The 16,358-nt window shown below is 62.7% G+C and carries 12 protein-coding genes, 1 pseudogene and 3 CRISPR repeat arrays; of the genes and pseudogenes, 6 read left to right on the forward strand and 7 right to left on the reverse strand.

Annotation, left to right across the window (positions count from 1 at the left end; genetic code table 11):
- Positions 1 to 579 precede the first annotated feature (579 nt).
- The 6 genes and pseudogenes from ACAM26_RS15055 (at position 580) to ACAM26_RS15080 (ending at position 8,974) form a co-directional block, all read left to right on the forward strand.
- Positions 580 to 2,559, forward strand: coding sequence for an EAL domain-containing protein (locus tag ACAM26_RS15055; protein WP_369614008.1), 1,980 nt, complete (start codon positions 580 to 582; stop codon positions 2,557 to 2,559).
- 46 nt (positions 2,560 to 2,605) lie between these two features.
- Positions 2,606 to 4,219, forward strand: coding sequence for an RNA-binding domain-containing protein (locus ACAM26_RS15060; RefSeq protein ID WP_123142756.1), 1,614 nt, complete (start codon positions 2,606 to 2,608; stop codon positions 4,217 to 4,219).
- Between the two features lie 137 nt (positions 4,220 to 4,356).
- Positions 4,357 to 4,947 (forward strand): Spy/CpxP family protein refolding chaperone, encoded by a 591-nt coding sequence (locus ACAM26_RS15065; protein WP_369614009.1) that lies wholly within the window; start codon positions 4,357 to 4,359, stop codon positions 4,945 to 4,947.
- Positions 4,948 to 5,068: 121 nt separating this feature from the next.
- A CRISPR array of direct repeats spans positions 5,069 to 6,275; the repeat unit is 37 nt; unit sequence GTTTCAATCCTTGTTGTAGTGGATTGAGCATTGCGGC.
- 110 nt (positions 6,276 to 6,385) lie between these two features.
- The gene (locus tag ACAM26_RS15070) at positions 6,386 to 6,691 is read left to right on the forward strand and encodes a hypothetical protein (RefSeq protein ID WP_369614010.1); all 306 of its coding nucleotides are present in this window, start codon (positions 6,386 to 6,388) and stop codon (positions 6,689 to 6,691) included.
- A pseudogene (locus tag ACAM26_RS15075) lies at positions 6,607 to 7,011 on the forward strand (IS1 family transposase); the annotation flags it as partial. The gene ACAM26_RS15070 and the pseudogene ACAM26_RS15075, both read left to right, overlap by 85 nt.
- A 64-nt stretch (positions 7,012 to 7,075) precedes the next feature.
- A CRISPR array of direct repeats spans positions 7,076 to 8,146; the repeat unit is 37 nt; unit sequence GTTTCAATCCTTGTTGTAGTGGATTGAGCATTGCGGC.
- 117 nt (positions 8,147 to 8,263) lie between these two features.
- Complete coding sequence (locus tag ACAM26_RS15080; RefSeq protein WP_369612975.1) at positions 8,264 to 8,974, forward strand: IS1 family transposase; 711 nt, start codon at positions 8,264 to 8,266, stop codon at positions 8,972 to 8,974.
- Between the two features lie 56 nt (positions 8,975 to 9,030).
- A CRISPR array of direct repeats spans positions 9,031 to 9,506; the repeat unit is 37 nt; unit sequence GTTTCAATCCTTGTTGTAGTGGATTGAGCATTGCGGC.
- 172 nt (positions 9,507 to 9,678) lie between these two features.
- Here ACAM26_RS15080 and cas4 read toward each other — a convergent pair.
- The 7 genes from cas4 to cas7b form a co-directional block, all read right to left on the reverse strand.
- On the reverse strand, positions 9,679 to 10,287 hold the full coding sequence (cas4, locus tag ACAM26_RS15085; protein ID WP_132228860.1) for a CRISPR-associated protein Cas4: 609 nt from the start codon (positions 10,285 to 10,287) through the stop codon (positions 9,679 to 9,681).
- Complete coding sequence (gene cas2, locus ACAM26_RS15090) at positions 10,284 to 10,589, reverse strand: CRISPR-associated endonuclease Cas2 (RefSeq protein ID WP_123139616.1); 306 nt, start codon at positions 10,587 to 10,589, stop codon at positions 10,284 to 10,286. The genes cas4 and cas2 overlap by 4 nt, the downstream gene beginning before the upstream one ends.
- A complete protein-coding gene (gene cas1, locus ACAM26_RS15095; protein WP_132228858.1) occupies positions 10,576 to 11,565 on the reverse strand; it encodes a CRISPR-associated endonuclease Cas1 in 990 nt (329 codons plus the stop codon). The genes cas2 and cas1 overlap by 14 nt, the downstream gene beginning before the upstream one ends.
- 70 nt (positions 11,566 to 11,635) lie before the next feature.
- Positions 11,636 to 12,322 carry a CRISPR-associated endonuclease Cas6 gene (locus ACAM26_RS15100; RefSeq protein WP_369614011.1) on the reverse strand — a complete coding sequence of 229 codons (687 nt, stop codon included), beginning with the start codon at positions 12,320 to 12,322 and terminating at the stop codon, positions 11,636 to 11,638.
- The gene (gene cas3 / locus ACAM26_RS15105) at positions 12,310 to 14,670 is read right to left on the reverse strand and encodes a CRISPR-associated helicase Cas3' (RefSeq protein WP_369614012.1); all 2,361 of its coding nucleotides are present in this window, start codon (positions 14,668 to 14,670) and stop codon (positions 12,310 to 12,312) included. The genes ACAM26_RS15100 and cas3 overlap by 13 nt, the downstream gene beginning before the upstream one ends.
- Positions 14,636 to 15,352, reverse strand: a complete 717-nt coding sequence (gene cas5b, locus ACAM26_RS15110; RefSeq protein ID WP_369614013.1) for a type I-B CRISPR-associated protein Cas5b — start codon at positions 15,350 to 15,352, stop codon at positions 14,636 to 14,638. Before cas5b ends, cas3 begins: the two co-directional genes overlap by 35 nt.
- 2 nt (positions 15,353 to 15,354) lie before the next feature.
- On the reverse strand, positions 15,355 to 16,341 hold the full coding sequence (gene cas7b / locus ACAM26_RS15115) for a type I-B CRISPR-associated protein Cas7/Csh2 (RefSeq protein WP_123142750.1): 987 nt from the start codon (positions 16,339 to 16,341) through the stop codon (positions 15,355 to 15,357).
- Positions 16,342 to 16,358: the final 17 nt, after the last annotated feature.

Below are 16,358 nucleotides of genomic sequence, written 5' to 3' on the forward strand. Positions count from 1 at the left end.
CGATCCGGCCAATGAGACGAAACGGTGAAAGAGGTCGGGCAGAGACGGCATTCGGTCGCCCGAGCCGCGGGATCCGGTTGCAGATAGCTGCCGTCCATATCCGGACTATTCTGTATAAGCGCATCGTCGCGAAGGGCCGGATCGGCAGAAACAGGCGGGTGCCGCTTGACAATAGCCACGGCGACATGACTTAAGACAGGATCCTTGCATGCCCACGGCGATCCACCACGCAGCGATTGAGCACTTGGAATCCCCATGCGGGACAGCAGCGACAGCTCGAAGCCGGCCAGGGCCAATGGTGACACAGACGTTTGCGCGCATCATCACATGCCCCATGTCGCAAACTCAACCATCGAGGCATGTCATCACAGGTTCACCAGCGCTGATGACTGGACGAGGGCGCACGCGCCAGGCGCGGTCATGCGTTGCTCCCTACAGGGACGGGGAGCGCGCAAGGAGTGCATCCAACCCCATTGACATGCGCAGCGGCAACCCATGCCCGAGGCTTCGCAGACTGAGAAGTTGAGCAGCATGATCCATAAGAATTCCATCAAATTCAAATTGATATTCGTGATCTCGGTGATCACGCTGCTGCTGATGTGCGTCCTCTTCTTCCTCCAGCTCTACAACTCGTTCCGGCTCGAATCGGCGATCGAGCGCAGCAGCCTCAGCACCCTGCAGGACTATATCGAGCAGGAACACACGGCCATGGTCGACAAGTTCGAGGAGGACATCGAGCACTACCTGCAGATGATGGCCCTCACCGTCGCCCACGAACTCTACAATCTCAACCTGCTCTCGCTCCAGGACAAGACCGACAAGCTCGTCCAGCACCAGGCGGTGTGCTCGATCGCGGTGATCGACAACCTCACCCACGAGGCGATCGCCAGCGCGCGCCGCCAGGGGGTGAGCGGCTGCATGCCGCGCACCCTGGAGATCGTCTACAACGACGAGTCGATCGGTCGGCTCGAGGTCGAATACACCCTGGCGCCGATCCAGCAACTCATCGGGGAGAAACGACGCCAGCTGCACGAGACCCGCGAGCATCTGCACGAGGACATCGCCAGCGCCACCCGTGAGAGCATCATCGTCCAGACCCTGATCTATCTGCTCGTCACCCTGATCCTGGTTCGCCTGACCGCGCGCCAGATCAATCGCAACATCATCAACCCCATCTACACCCTGATGGACGACATGCAGCGCATGCACAGCCAGGACCCGGTCGCGCTGCAGCTCAGGAATCGCCCCCACAGCAACGACGAACTCGGCAAGCTCAGCCGCTATTTCTACGACAACATCGCCGAGCTGATCTCCCAACTCAACCAGCGCGCCAACTACGACAGCCTCACCCGCCTGCTCTCGCGCCAGCGCCTGATCTACGACATCGAGCACGCCGCCAGTTTCAACCTCGCGATCCTCGACATCGACCGCTTCAAGGAGGTCAACAACTTCCTCGGCATGAACGCCGGCGACGACTTCCTGCGCTCGACCGCCACCCTGCTGCGCCAATTCTTCGCCCACCAGCCCTACGCCATCTACCGCCTCAACGGCGACGAGTTCGCCATCTTCGACAGCCGAGGCGATGCGCTGGAAGCGTTCGAGATGCACATCCTGGCCTTCGTCGAGCGCTTCGGTAACAAGGAGCAGACCGTCAAGGGCGAGACCATCACCGCCTCGATCAGCGCCGGCATCGCCAGCAGTCGCCACCCCAGCCCGATCGTCGCTGCCACCACCGCACTCAAGTACGCCAAGCTCAAGCACACCAAGATCGCCACCTTCCAGGAGGACCTGCCGATCCTCAAGGAGTACCAGCAGAACCTGAAGACCACCCGGATCATCCGCAAGGCGATCACCCAGGACTGGATCACGCCTCACTTCCAGCCGATCCAGGACGTCCGTACCGGTCGGATCTGCAAGTACGAGGCACTGATGCGCATCAGCGACGCCGAGGGCACCCTCTACACCCCCGCCGAGTTCCTCGCCGTCTCCAAGCGCTCGGGCAACTACAAGGAGCTGTCGGCGAGCATGCTGCGCAAGTCGGTCGCCTGCTTCAGCGCCACCGAACTGGCCCTGAGCATCAACCTCGCGATCGAGGACATCGAGGAGAGCGATATCCTCGACACCCTCGAAACACTGCAGCGCCAGCACGGCGTCATGGACCGGCTGATCTTCGAGATCACCGAGCAGGAGGGCTTCTCCAGCCCGGAGCGGATCAAGGCGTTCATCGATCAGGTCAAGCGCCTCGGCGCACGGGTGGCGATCGACGACTTCGGCAGCGGCTACTCCAACTTCGAGACCCTGATCCACCTCGATATCGACTTCCTCAAGATCGACGGCTCGCTGATCAAGAACATCCTCACCGACCCTCATGCCGAGGTCATCGTCGAGACCATCGTCGACTTCGCCCGACGCCTCGGCATCAAGACCATCGCCGAGTTCGTCAGCGACGAGGCGATCTATCGCAAGATCGCCTCCCTGGGAATCGATTTCGCCCAGGGTTACTACATCGGCAAGCCCGCGCCGCTGATCAGCCACAAGGTGCGCAGCGCCGATCTCTGATCCATCACTGGGGTCAGCCGCGGGCGCTGGGCTATAATCCGGCGCCATGAACCCGCTCTCGCTGCTGCACCTCTCCTCCGGGCCGATCCGCAACCGTCTGCTGCGCGATCTCATCCTGCTGGTCGCCGGCACCGTCGGCCTGCTGGTGCTGATCAACGTACTGCTGATCGACGACATCAAGCACGACCTCGCCGGCAACCGCATCGAGTCGGCCTCGGCGCTGGTGCGCGACGAGGTGCGCGGCCTGCTCCTCCCGGTGCAGCAACAGCTGCTGATCGTGCGCGACGGCATGGAGAGCGCCGGGCTCGGCCCGCTCGACGAACAAGCGCTCAACGAGCGTCTCACCCCCATTCTCGCCCACATGCCCCAGGTCGCCGGCGCCATCGAGGCCGGCGCCGACGGCGCCGAATACTTCCTCGGGCGCACCCGCGAGGGCTGGCTGACCCGGGTGCGCGACCCCGAGGATCCGCAGCGGCTGCGCATCACCCGCTGGGACGCTCAGCTCAAGGCGCTCGAGACCCGTGAACAGGGCAGCGATTACGATCCCCGCGACCGCCCCTGGTATCGCAACGCCACCGCCCACCCCGACACCCAGGTATGGAGCGCGCCCTACATCTTCGCCTCGCTCGGCGTCCCCGGCACCACGGTCGCGATCGCCCGCGAACAGGCGGGCGAGCTGCGAGTGAGCGCGCTCGACGTCACCCTCGAGCGCATCGTCGGCACCATCGAGGGGCTCGATCTGCCACCGGGGGGCTACGGCTTCCTGTTCAACGGCGACGGCGGCGTCTTCGTCCCCTCGCCCGAGGTCAGCGGCAGTCACGCCAGCGATCGCGCCGCCAGCTTCTTCTCCGCGCACGAGCGCCTCGGCGGCCCGCTGGCCTTCGATGCCGTGGCCGCCTGGAAGGACGCCGACCGTCCCGCCGACGGGCTGGTGCGCTTTCGCAGCGGCGGACGCGACTGGTGGGGCGGTTTCCGCCCGCTGACCGACCACCCCGAGGGCGCCTGGGTCGCCGTCGCGCTGCCGGTCTCGGCCACCCTCACCATCCTCCAGAGCCGCTGGCACATCGTCGCGCTCACCGCGTTCGCCATCCTCGCCGCCAGCCTCACCATGGCCTCGGTGGTAGTGCGCAAGTACAGCCGCCAGCTACGCGACCTGCCCAGGCTCACCATCGATCGGCGCCATCCGCAGCAGGACCTGCGCGAACTCATCCGCAGCGGCGAGGGCGCGCACCTGGAGTTCAAGTCCACCATGCGGATGAACCTCCACACCAAGACCCCGGGCAAGGAGATCGAGCTGGCCTGGCTCAAGGGCGTGACCGCCTTCCTCAACACCGAGGGCGGCATCCTGCTGATGGGCGTGGCCGACGACGGCACCCTGCTCGGCATGGACGCCGACAAGTTCGAGAACGACGACAAGTGCCAGCTGCACTTCAAGAACCTGCTCAACCAACACCTCGGCCCCGAATACGCCCGCTACGTGCGCTTCTTCCTCCTCGAGCTCGACGGCGTGCGTCTCGGTGCGGTCGAGTGCGAGCGCGCCGATGCGCCGGTGTTCCTCCACGACGACAAGAAGCGCGAGCTGTTCATCATCCGCAGCGGCCCCTCCAACATCGAGCTGTCGATCAGCCGTGCGCTGAAATACATCCGTACCCGCTTCTGAGTCCGGTCTCCACAATCTTTCCGCAATCCCTGCACCGAGCCTGCACCCGCCACACCTAACCTGAAGGTGTCGGAGCAAACGGGCTCCACCGCCGCCGAGCGGCGCGCCCATTCCAACCAGCAGGAGCGCAGAAGATCATGAACACCCGACTCGACACCCCCCGCATCCGTGGCATCGCACTCGCCGTCGGCCTCGTCGTCGCCGCCCCGATCGCACTCGCCATGCCCTTCGGCCCCGGCTACGGCTACGGCCCGGGCGACGAGTTACCCATGCCCATGGCGCGCATGGCCGACCGCCTCGACCTCGACGCCGCCCAGCGCGACCAGGTCCGCGTCATCCTCGACGAGGCCCGTCAGGCCCGCGAGCAACAGCAGCTCGAGACCCGCAAGCGCATCAACGAGCTGCTCACCGACGCGCAGCGCGCCGAGCGCGACCGGCTCAGCGAGCGACGCATCGAACGCCGCGTCGACCGACTCGACGAGCGCGTCGGCCTCACCGCCGAGCAGACCCAGACGCTCACCGAGCTGTTCCAGCGCCAGCACCAGCAGCTCGACCTCACCCGCACCGAGCTGCGCGAGGCGGTCGCCGAGATCCTCACCGAGGAGCAGCGCGCCGCCCTCGACACCCCGATGCAGCGCCGCGGCCACCACGCGCCGATGCGCCACCACGGCCCGGGCCCGATGCCCGGCGGCTACCCGATGATGCCCGGTGATTGCGATCGGTTCTGAACACTCAACCAATCACTGCAAAAGGAAACCGGCGCGCCCTCAATGGGCACGCCGGTTTTCATCAAGCAAGCATCTCGCACGTTCGATTTCGAGCCTTGCGGCGGCCAAGCGTATTGCATGCGTCTTAATGCTCATTGTGATTTATTGAGCATTGCAGCCGTAGCGATCCGCCATCAGCTGCTCGACGCTCGGGCGTTTTAATCCTTGTTGTAGTGAATTGAGCATTGCGGCATACAGGCGGGTGTTGTGCGCGGCCTCGGACTGCTCGTTTCAATCCTTGTTGTAGTGGGTTGAGCATTGCGGCGCTGGGGTGAGCTGGCGGACAAGTGGGTCAAGATCCGTTTCAATCCTTGTTGTAGTGGATTGAGCATTGCGGCCCGGGCGAAAATCCGGGAGTGGTTGAAGGTACTGCGGTTTCAATCCTTGTTGTAGTGGATTGAGCATTGCGGCCTGACGCGGCGCAGCTCGCCGAGGCCATGACGGAAAGGTTTCAATCCTTGTTGTAGTGGATTGAGCATTGCGGCGGTGCGTGGCCCGGTCGAGCATCGCGAGATCCGGCGGTTTCAATCCTTGTTGTAGTGGATTGAGCATTGCGGCCACGCTGCGCCGGTCGCCAGTCCTCGGCCAGATCCGGTTTCAATCCTTGTTGTAGTGGATTGAGCATTGCGGCACGGCTGGCCGCGGCTCGTCCTGCCAGTCCGGCCAGTTTCAATCCTTGTTGTAGTGGATTGAGCATTGCGGCGGGATTGCCCTGTGCCAGCGCCGGATCTGGGGCGGTGTTTCAATCCTTGTTGTAGTGGATTGAGCATTGCGGCGACCCATTGCCCGCGATTTCGCCCTAGCCCGTCCACGTTTCAATCCTTGTTGTAGTGGATTGAGCATTGCGGCCGCACTCCACGATCCCAAAACAGTCGAAATAATGCTGTTTCAATCCTTGTTGTAGTGGATTGAGCATTGCGGCTGACATCGAGAAGAACCGCATTCTCGGTCATCTCTAGTTTCAATCCTTGTTGTAGTGGATTGAGCATTGCGGCCCCCCCAAGACGAAGGCGTCGCGGTCGCTTTTGCGCTGTTTCAATCCTTGTTGTAGTGGATTGAGCATTGCGGCGCCAGCATCAGTGGGGTGCCGATCGCCTCGTCCCCCTGTTTCAATCCTTGTTGTAGTGGATTGAGCATTGCGGCTTGCGCCTCGTCTCGACTGACTATTACGCGGATCGCGTTTCAATCCTTGTTGTAGTGGATTGAGCATTGCGGCGTCCCTTGATCGCCCCAGATGCGCTGACGACGGCGTGTTTCAATCCTTGTTGTAGTGGATTGAGCATTGCGGCGCGAATCCCTGAGATCGCGGGCGCTGGGCTGATCGTGTTTCAATCCTTGGTAGTGCCCTGACCAATAGTTTTCGATAAGATCAGAATCTCTTGCTTTAAGGATGAAGAAGATGTATCTGACATGTCCGCAGTGTCACTCCAACCATGTGACCAAAAATGGATTCAACCGGCTGAAAAAGCAGTTGTACAAGTGTCAAGATTGTGGTCGCCAGTTCGTTCTCCATCCTGCCAAGGGGCCGGTTTCTCAGGAAACCCGCGAACTGGTCGATCGGTTGCTGCTGGAAAAAATCTCCCTGGCCGGAATTGCCCGTGCGGTGAAGGTCTCCGAGGCTTGGCTGCAGAACTACGTGAACGAGAAGTACAAGAAGGTTCCTCGTCAGGTCGCGCTAAAAAAAACACCACACCCTACGGAGTAATCCTGGAGTGCGACGAACTGTGGTCCTTTGTCGGAAAACGCCTGAACAAACAATGGATCTGGCTCGCCATGGATCGCCTGACCCGGCGTATCGTCGGGGTCCATGTTGGCGATCGTACGGAGCGCTCCGCACAGGCGCTGTGGGATTCCATCCCAGCGCAATATCAGACTTCCGCTCCCGTCTACACAGATTTCTGGAGCGCCTATGCGCGGATCATCCCGGCACACCGACATTATCCCAGTGCGAAGTCACAAGGGGAAACCAACCACATCGAACGGTTCAACGGTACACTCCGGCAGCGTATCTCCCGCTTGGTGAGAAAGTCGCTTGCGTTCTCGAAGAACCAGGAAAACCATCTGGGTGCACTCTGGAACTTCATTCATCACTACAACGCTACGATGTGCGTGTGATTCATTGCGGGAAAGCTCAAAAACATCGAGCGATTCAAAATCCTATCAGTCAGGGCACTACCCAATCCTTGTTGTAGTGGATTGAGCATTGCGGCGCAGCGTTCGGGGAAATACAACCCCGCCGAGATGGAGTTTCAATCCTTGTTGTAGTGGATTGAGCATTGCGGCGGCTATCCGAGAATCGCCACGCTTAACAAGCTAATGTTTCAATCCTTGTTGTAGTGGATTGAGCATTGCGGCGCGCATCCCTGAGATCGCGGGCGCTGGGCTGATCGTGTTTCAATCCTTGTTGTAGTGGATTGAGCATTGCGGCTTGGAATAACCCAAGATTTCGGCAACATCTTTCGCAAGTTTCAATCCTTGTTGTAGTGGATTGAGCATTGCGGCCCCCGATCATGGAGACGTGAGCAATGAAGATGAAGATGTTTCAATCCTTGTTGTAGTGGATTGAGCATTGCGGCTCTTCCGGGTTGACAGCGCCGACCCAGAGTATTACAGGTTTCAATCCTTGTTGTAGCGGATTGAGCATTGCGGCATGCCATGGTCGAGTACAAGGAGGCTGAGATTGTCGGGTTTCAATCCTTGTTGTAGTGGATTGAGCATTGCGGCTATAGATAGGGTGCTCACCCCAGCGCCAGACCCCTAGTTTCAATCCTTGTTGTAGTGGATTGAGCATTGCGGCCTACATGAGCCTGTTCACCGGTGTTCCAAACATGCTGTTTCAATCCTTGTTGTAGTGGATTGAGCATTGCGGCATTCCTCACCGCTTTCGGTAGGCACCTGCTGAAAGGTTTCAATCCTTGTTGTAGTGGATTGAGCATTGCGGCCTCGAGGAACAAGCCAGGGCGCGTGCGGCAACGAAGGTTTCAATCCTTGTTGTAGTGGATTGAGCATTGCGGCGCCTTGAGTTGGAGCCGCTCGGCGCTGGTCCAGAGGTTTCAATCCTTGTTGTAGTGGATTGAGCATTGCGGCCATCACCGCGCGCGCGGCCTCGTTGATGCGTTGGCGGTTTCAATCCTTGTTGTAGTGGATTGAGCATTGCGGCGCTAGGCTCTGTTCTCTCGTTTCTTCTTGAGGTGCTGTTTCAATCCTTGGGTAGTGCCCTGACCGATAGGTTTCGATAAGATCAGAATCCATTTCTTTAAGGTTGAAGAAAATGTATCTGACATGTCCGCAGTGTCACTCCAACCATGTGACCAAAAATGGATTCAACCGGCTGAAAAAGCAGTTATACAAGTGTCAAGATTGCGGTCGCCAGTTCGTTATCCATCCTGCCAAGGGGCAGGTTTCTCAGGAAACCCGCGAACTGATCGATCGGTTGCTGCTGGAAAAAATCTCCCTGGCCGGAATTGCCCGTGCGGTGAAGGTCTCCGAGGCTTGGCTGCAGAACTACGTGAACGAGAAGTACAAGAAGGTTCCTCGTCAGGTCGCGCTAAAAAAAAACACCACATCCTACGGAGTAATCCTGGAGTGCGACGAACTGTGGTCCTTTGTCGGAAAACGCCTGAACAAACAATGGATCTGGCTCGCTATGGATCGCCTGACCCGGCGTATCGTCGGGGTCCATGTTGGCGATCGTACGGAGCGCTCCGCACAGGCTCTGTGGGATTCCATCCCAGCGCAATATCAGACTTCCGCTCCCGTCTACACAGATTTTTGGAGCGCCTATGCGCGGATCATCCCGGCACACCGACATTATCCCAGTGCGAAGTCACAAGGGGAAACCAACCATATCGAACGGTTTAACGGTACACTCCGGCAGCGTATCTCCCGCTTGGTGAGAAAGTCGCTCGCGTTCTCGAAGAACCAGGAAAACCATCTTGGTGCACTCTGGAACTTCATTCATCACTACAACGCCAAGATGTGCGTGTGATTCATTGTGGGAAGCCAAACACATCGAGAGATTCAAAACCCTATCGGTCAGGGCACTACCCAATCCTTGTTGTAGTGGATTGAGCATTGCGGCCTGCGTGCGGTTCTCGGCCCGGCCGCGCACCGTCAGGTTTCAATCCTTGTTGTAGTGGATTGAGCATTGCGGCTCCCCGGTGGTCACCCGGAGCGCCTCTTTGCTGTGGGGTTTCAATCCTTGTTGTAGTGGATTGAGCATTGCGGCGCGCGCCGGGAAATAATTCTCTTCTGTGCTGCTCATGTTTCAATCCTTGTTGTAGTGGATTGAGCATTGCGGCCCCATCATGGACGATGGGTCACAACCCACCAACCCAGTTTCAATCCTTGTTGTAGTGGATTGAGCATTGCGGCCCCGATTTTGACCATTCTTCCGTAAGTTATTGATTGTTTCAATCCTTGTTGTAGTGGATTGAGCATTGCGGCCCGGATCTCGCGCAACTGGGACACGCGAATGGAGCGGGTTTCAATCCTTGTTGTAGTGGATTGAGCATTGCGGCCGCAAATTCTCCAAAAAAACATAAAATTCAGTTACATAACTCTGAAAAACAAGTGCTCTAAAAGTGCGTTTCAGAGTGGGAATCGGCTGAAAAACACCTGAAAAAAGTGCTCCCCGCATCGAAAAAACTCACAAAAAATCAAAACATTCAAAGACTTGCAATACACGCGCGATCAAGCGCAGATATTTTTGTAACAGCAGTCTTCACAACGCAGGGGCGAGCGGGTGCGCGCCGGTAGTCTGCCTGTCTCGATGATATCAAAGATCTCGTCAATCAGATGCCGGGTCTGCGTGATCCTCACTGTGCTCACGGGCACTTCGATCAGATGGCTGCCGTCGCGAATATAGGCGACGAACCCGCGCTCGACCGGCAACCCATACGTCTCGGTGATCAGCATCGCATACAGCAGGATCTGTGTTTCATGGGTCTTGAACACCTGTTCGCGGCGCGGGGTGTATTTGTAGTCCAGTGGCGCCATGGTGCCGTCGGCGAGCCACAGCACCTCGTCGACGATACCGCGCAGCCGCAACCTCGGCGATGCCAGATAGACCTCGGTTTCGCGTCGGGTGGCGCCGATGCGCCGACGCAGATAATCGCGATTCTCGACCGAGCGGCGCCGATGTACCTCGCGCCCACGCAACACCTTGTAGCGCTGGTCTTCGTGCTGGGCGATGTGCTGCACGTTCATGAACCAGGTGAAGCGTGGGCAATAGACGTGTTCGAGCACCTCCGACGGCGTCACCATCGGCGTCGTCTCGGTGTCGTCGGACCACTCGCTCACAGGAACAGCGCCCGCACCTGGTCGGTCACCAGGCGCTTGTCGAAGGCCTGACCGAGCACCACCACCTTTCTGAAATCGCTCTCGCACAGCGGGAAGATGTAGACCGAATCCGCCTCGGAATCGATCTGCTCCTCGACCTGCAGCCGCAGCTCGTCGAGCCGGTTACGCTCGATGGTGCCGAGGAACACCGATTTCTGTACTCGGTAGAGACCGGCCTCCTTGCACAGCTTGGCGATGCGCCCGCGCGGCTTGTCGGCGACGATGTCGTAGATGATCCACACCAGGGTCTCAGTCGTCTTCATCAGGCCCCCTCCCGATCCAGTCGTTGGCGAGTCGATGGCAGTCGAGCTGTACGCTGTCGCGTCGCTTGATACGACGGTTGCGATAACGGATCTGCTCATCGAGATGGGCTCCGAAGCGCTCCATCAGCACCGCCTTGCCCTGCTTGTTGAGGATCAGCCCGTTGTGCAGCGGGTCGAACAGCTCGGGCTTGACCTTGCGCGCGGCGAACAGCCCGACCACGGTCTCGTCGGCCCAGATGCGATAGCACTCGATCAGGTCGAAGACCAGCGACTTCTTGCGGTAGTGGTCGGTGTGAACGAAACCGACGTAGGGGTCGAGCCCGGCGAGGATGCAGGCACGCTCGACGGTACCGTAGAGCACCCCGTAGCTGTAGTTGAGCAGGCAGTTGAAGGGATCGCGCGCGGGGTTGCGCGAACGCGCGTCGAAGCGCTGCGACTCGGGCAGCAGCAGATTCACCGCCTCCCAGTAAGTCCGCCCCGCCCGTCCCTCGATCCCCATGACGGTCTCGCGCTGCGCGTCGAGCAGCCCGTCGAGCGCATCGAGCGCGTCGCGATGAACGCGCAGCGCCTCGATGCGCCGGGTCAGCTCGGCGCTCAACCGGCTGCGCCGCGAGCGCGCCTCGCCGAGAAAGCGGATCTGGTTGTCGAGCTTGCGCACGACCCAGCCGAGCGCCAGGCGCAGGCCCGCCTCGGTATCGGCCAGCCGTAGCTGGGCACGGCGGATCGCGGTGGTCGAGCCGGGACGCCCATGCCAGACCCGCGCGTAGGGATCACCGACGCGGTCGAGGAAGACGATATCGATGTTCTTCTCGATTGCCAGCTGAATGGCATCGGTCGACAGGCTCGCCCCGGTGGTGATGAGGATCGAGCGTACCTTGCGTGCGGCGACCTCCTGCTGCTGTTCCTTGATGCGCACCACGAACAGCTCGCCCCGGCGGTGCAGATAGGTCCCGAAGGTGGTGAGGATCAACTCCATCGATCGACTCCCGGGCACAGGCCCGAACAACGCTCAGCCAAGCAGTGACGGGGCACACCGCCCCAAGACGTCACTCGCTGGCGACGAGACAGCCATAGCCATGGCTGACGGCGTGCCCACAGGCCACGCCGTCGGGCAGCACGGCGTTGGTGGCGAACTCACCGACCAACCCGAGCAACCGCTCACCCTTGTAGTGACAGGTGCGCCGGCGGTGGGCGATGAAGGTCACATAGAGCCGCTCCGGGAAGGTGACCCCCAGACCGCGCAGCATCATCAGCAGGCTCGCGGTCAGCAACCGCTCGCACTCACGGCGCTGGGCCGGCGCATCGAGCTGGCGATAGCGCCGATAGTTCTCCTGGTTGAACAACAGCACCGGGGTGTCGAACCGATAGCGCAGCAGCCGCTGCGCCACGCCGAAGGTCCCGGTCCCGGCGCGTACCGTGGCATCGGTCACCTGTACCGGCTCGTCGCCGAGGCGCAGCCTCAGATCGAGCCAGGGCAGATCGAGTAACCGTTGCACCGCCTCGGCCCAGCCCACCACCAGTCCCTGCCCCGCGTGCCAGCGATACTGCACCCGAGGGTAGCGAAAGAGCAGCCGACCGGTGGCCGGGGCGTGCTGGTGGAAGAGCGCGTCCTCGCGAAAGGTGTTACCCAACGCACCGCGTAGCTGGCGGATACGCGGCTCGGCCTCGCCGCTGAGTTCGCGATCCCAGCGCAGACCGATCCGAGCCTGGGGGATCTCGGCTAGAAGATGCATGATGACTCCTCGATGGGTAGTGCGACGAAGCCGGCGGCGCGATCATAGGTCGCGGGACCGGCCTCGATACGGTTGATCTCGTCGCGGTCGATCCCCTCGCCATCGCGGACATGGACCTGGATCACCCGCTCGTGGAAGGCGCGTTTGAAGGCGCGAAAGGCGCGTACCTGTTCAGCCGGTGCGAGCGTCGGATCGTCGCGCAGGGCGCGATAGCGCGCCCACAGCCGGGCATCGGCGGGGCGACGCACCACGAACAACGCCACCAGTGCCGGCGCCGACTCGATCAGCCGAAAACCTTGCTCGACCCCGAGCAGGTCACCGCGCGCGAGCAGCTCGTCGACCCGCGTCTGGTCCTGACGTGCCCAGCAACCGCTGAAATAATCCTGGCTGAGGCTGAGGAACTCGGCCTCGTCCCAGTAGGCGCGCGTGCCCAGACAGCCCTGGGTGACATCGATCAGCGCCGCGTCGTAGACACGCCGCCACAACGGCTCGCCGGGGGTGGCATCGGCACGCGTGGCGCACAGCTGCCACAGATGGACCTCGCCGGTGCCATCGGCCTCGGCGTGACGGTTACAGCGACCGGCGGCCTGGATGATCGAGTCGAGCGGCGCCAGATCGCGATGCACCACCGGGAAGCTGAGGTCCACCCCGGCCTCGACGAGCTGGGTGGCGACCACCACCACGGGCTCGCCACGCGCGCGCAGGCGTTGGATCAGACGAATCCGCGCGCGTCGGTCGAACGGGGTGAGATCGGTCGAGAGCGCCACCAGCGGCCGTCCCGGGAGGCGCTCGCGCAGCTGCACGAACAGCGCCCGCACCGCCCGGCGACGATTGAGCACCACCAAGGTGGCGCGCCGATCATCGGCCAGCGCAGCTACCAGCCGCTCACCGAAGGCATCGAGGGTGAGCGGCTCGCGGTGATGGGCATGGAGCCGGGTGCGGGCGAGCGCGCGGAAGTGGGCCTCGTGGTCGGGCAACAGCTCGACCGCGTCACCCGGACGGAAGATCAGCGGCCGGGTCGCGGTGAGCAGCACGAAGCGCGCGCCATAGACACGCGCGGCGGTCATGAACAACTGCCGTAGCGCCGCCCAGTAACGCAGCGGCAACGCCTGCACCTCGTCGAGCAGGATCAGCGCACCGGTCAGCTGACCGGCGCGCTTGAGGTTGGCGTTGCGCGGACTGAGCAGGGTGTGGAGCAGTTGATGGAAGGTCGTCACCACCAGCTCGCTCTGCCAGGTCTCGACCAGCAGGGCGCCGGCGCCATCGGCCTCGTATTCGTTCTCGGCGTCGCGATAGCGCGACTCGCTGAGGTGATGGTGCTTGAGCAGCAGGTCCTCGCGCGCGTCCAGCCCGGACTCGGCGAGCACGCCACGCAGCACCGCATGGTTCTGATCGATCACCGAGGTGAACGGCAGACAATAGATGATGCGGGGCGCCACCGCGTCGCGTCGCTCGATCAACGCCCGCAACCGCAGCGCGGCATCGAGCAGGCTCAGGGTCTTGCCCGCCCCGGTCGGCGCGGTCAGGGTCAGCAGTGGCGCCTCGGGGTGCGCCGCCCAGGTGGCGGTGACGGTCTCGGCGATCTGCGCGCGACGGGCATCGAGCGAGTCGGGCGCGGGCGCGACCTCGAAGTGGCGCGCCTTGTAGCGGCTCACCGCATCGACCGGCAGCACCTGACGCTGACGCCGCGCGCCAGCCAAGGCGGTATCGGTCTTGTCCAGCGCCAGTAGCGCGCCGAACCCGGCGAGCAGTGACAACGCCTCGTCGAGCGTGGTGAGGGCACGGCGCAGTCGCGAACCGGCCACCGCCCGCCCGCGCAGCCCCGACTCGATCGTCTCGGGGTCGGGGATCGACAGCGGCGCGGTGAGCTGGAGCCGCTCCAGCAGCCAGCCATGGATGCCCGCCAGATCGAGCGCGCCGAGCTGGGTGCGCAACGCGCAATCGGGCTCGGCGAACGCGGCACGGGTCCGCGCCAGGAGCTGTGACCAGTGATCGAAGGCGAGCGCGCCATGATGGCGCCGCACCGCGATGAACAGCGCCAGCCGCTGCCACAACGGCCAATCGAGCGCGCCGCTGTAGTGCCAGGCGAGCAAGGCGCCCAGCTCGGCATGATGACTGAGCACCGAGCGGCGCCCCCGGCCGAGCAGATAGTCCTGGAACCAGGGGGTCGCTTTGCCGATGTCATGGAACAGACCGGCGTGATAGGCGAGCGCACGGATCTCGGGGCGCGCGCCGGGGGCGATACTCGCCGCCGCGCGCTCGGCGACCCGCTGCAGATGCGCGGGCAGCGGGTCGCCCGGGTGGGCCAGGGTCTCAGAGAAAGGCGATGGTCTCGGTGTCGCGGACATGCAGCATTCCCTCCGTGGCCTGGACCCGGATCGGTCCACCGTCATCGGCCACCACCACCTCGCGATAGCGGTGCACCACCCGCTCAGGGTCCATCAGCGTCGGTATCCGCACCCGACGATAGAGCCGGTCGTCGTCATAGTGCACCTTGAGCCCATCACCGATGGGCACCGCGCTCGCCACCCGGTACGTCCCCGCCGGTAACGCCCGCGCCTCCCCGGCAGCGACCCAGCGAGTCTCGGCCAGACAGGCGGCGAGCCCCAGACAGGGGGTGTAGACGCTATACCCGTCGCGCAGCGACTCGGCCAACCGCGCCGCCTGGTCTGCATCGAGCCCGCCGACATGGATGCGGAAACAGGGGTCGCGGAGGAACTCGCAGTTGACCTGGGTATGGGTATTGGCCCCGGCGCGCGGACGGAAGAAGGCGTCGGTACCGTCCTTAGTCTGCAGCAGGTTGAGCGCCGCGCGCATCACCCGCAGCGGCGCGCGCAACCCCACCGCCACCTGCACCCGTTCCCAGCCGAGCGCGGCGTGGTAGTCCTCCTTGCCGAGGCCGAGCACGGCACCGAGCAACCCGAGCACCGCCGGGGGCGGCGGCAGCGGATAGCTCACCGGGCTCATCGCCGAGTAGGGCTTTTTGAACAGCGCAGACTCGCCGCTGAGGTCGAAGGCCAGGACCTGCATGGCTAGAGCTCCAGCGCCTGGGGCTCCAACCCGGCGGCACGGGCGAGCGCGATGAAGTCATCGACCTGCTCACCGGCGCGGCAGCGCAGTCGCGCATCGGCCATCACCCGCAGTCCGGTGAGCCTCGACATCGCCGACCAGCCCTGGAGCAACTCGCCGACATCGAGGGTGAAGTCGCGGGTCGAGCGCAGCGCGGTGTCCTCGCGGTCCTGGTCGGCGAGCGCGATACGCCGAGGCAGCGCGCCCAACCGATATCCGGGCTGATACTCGGCAACGACCAGCAGCAGCGGATCGTGACCGAGCTTGGAGTGAGTGTTGAGATCGGCGGTGCCGCGCCACAGCGCCGCAAGCAGGGCATCGAGGTCCGCCGCGCTCATCCGCGTGCTGCGCGCGGCCGCCTCGTTGACCACGCCATAGGCCGCGATCAACGCATAGGGCAGCAGCCAGCGCTCGGCGAACGACTTCTGGTTCGACTTGGCATTACCGGCGTAGGCTGCGGTCTGCTGCACCAGGGTCGGACTGACCCGGTGCAGCGAGCGGTTGAAGGCGGCGAACTGGGTCGCGCCGGTGAGCTGCAACGAGGGCTCGTTCTTGCCCAGCGGCAGGGTGGCGCCGAACAGTCGCGCATCGATACAGCCGCTGAGCACCGCCTCCTCCAACGCCTGCCGCTTGGCCTCGCCTTTCTTGTCCCGCGCCACCTCTTTCAGGAACTGCTCGGCGCGATCCTTCCCCTCGCAAAGGTGTCCGTCGGCCTTGAGGGTGTCGCGGATCAGCACCTCGCGCCCGGCGGCGAGGCGACGCTCGACATCGGGCTCCTGGGCGAGGAAGTAGTCGCGCACGGTGCGTTTGATGCGCACGTCGCTGACCGTCGCCTCGCCGGTCTCGGGGTCGGTGCGCGGACGGTTCTCGTCGAGCGGGTCGCCATTGGGGTTGCAGTCCCTGGCCTCGTAGACGAACAGGATCTCGTAACGATTGGTGATCGGTTGCATGGTGTGGTCCTTGCGCG

It is taken from the genome of Marichromatium sp. PS1, assembly GCF_041155115.1.
GTDB classification, from domain to species: Bacteria; Pseudomonadota; Gammaproteobacteria; order Chromatiales; family Chromatiaceae; genus Marichromatium; species Marichromatium gracile.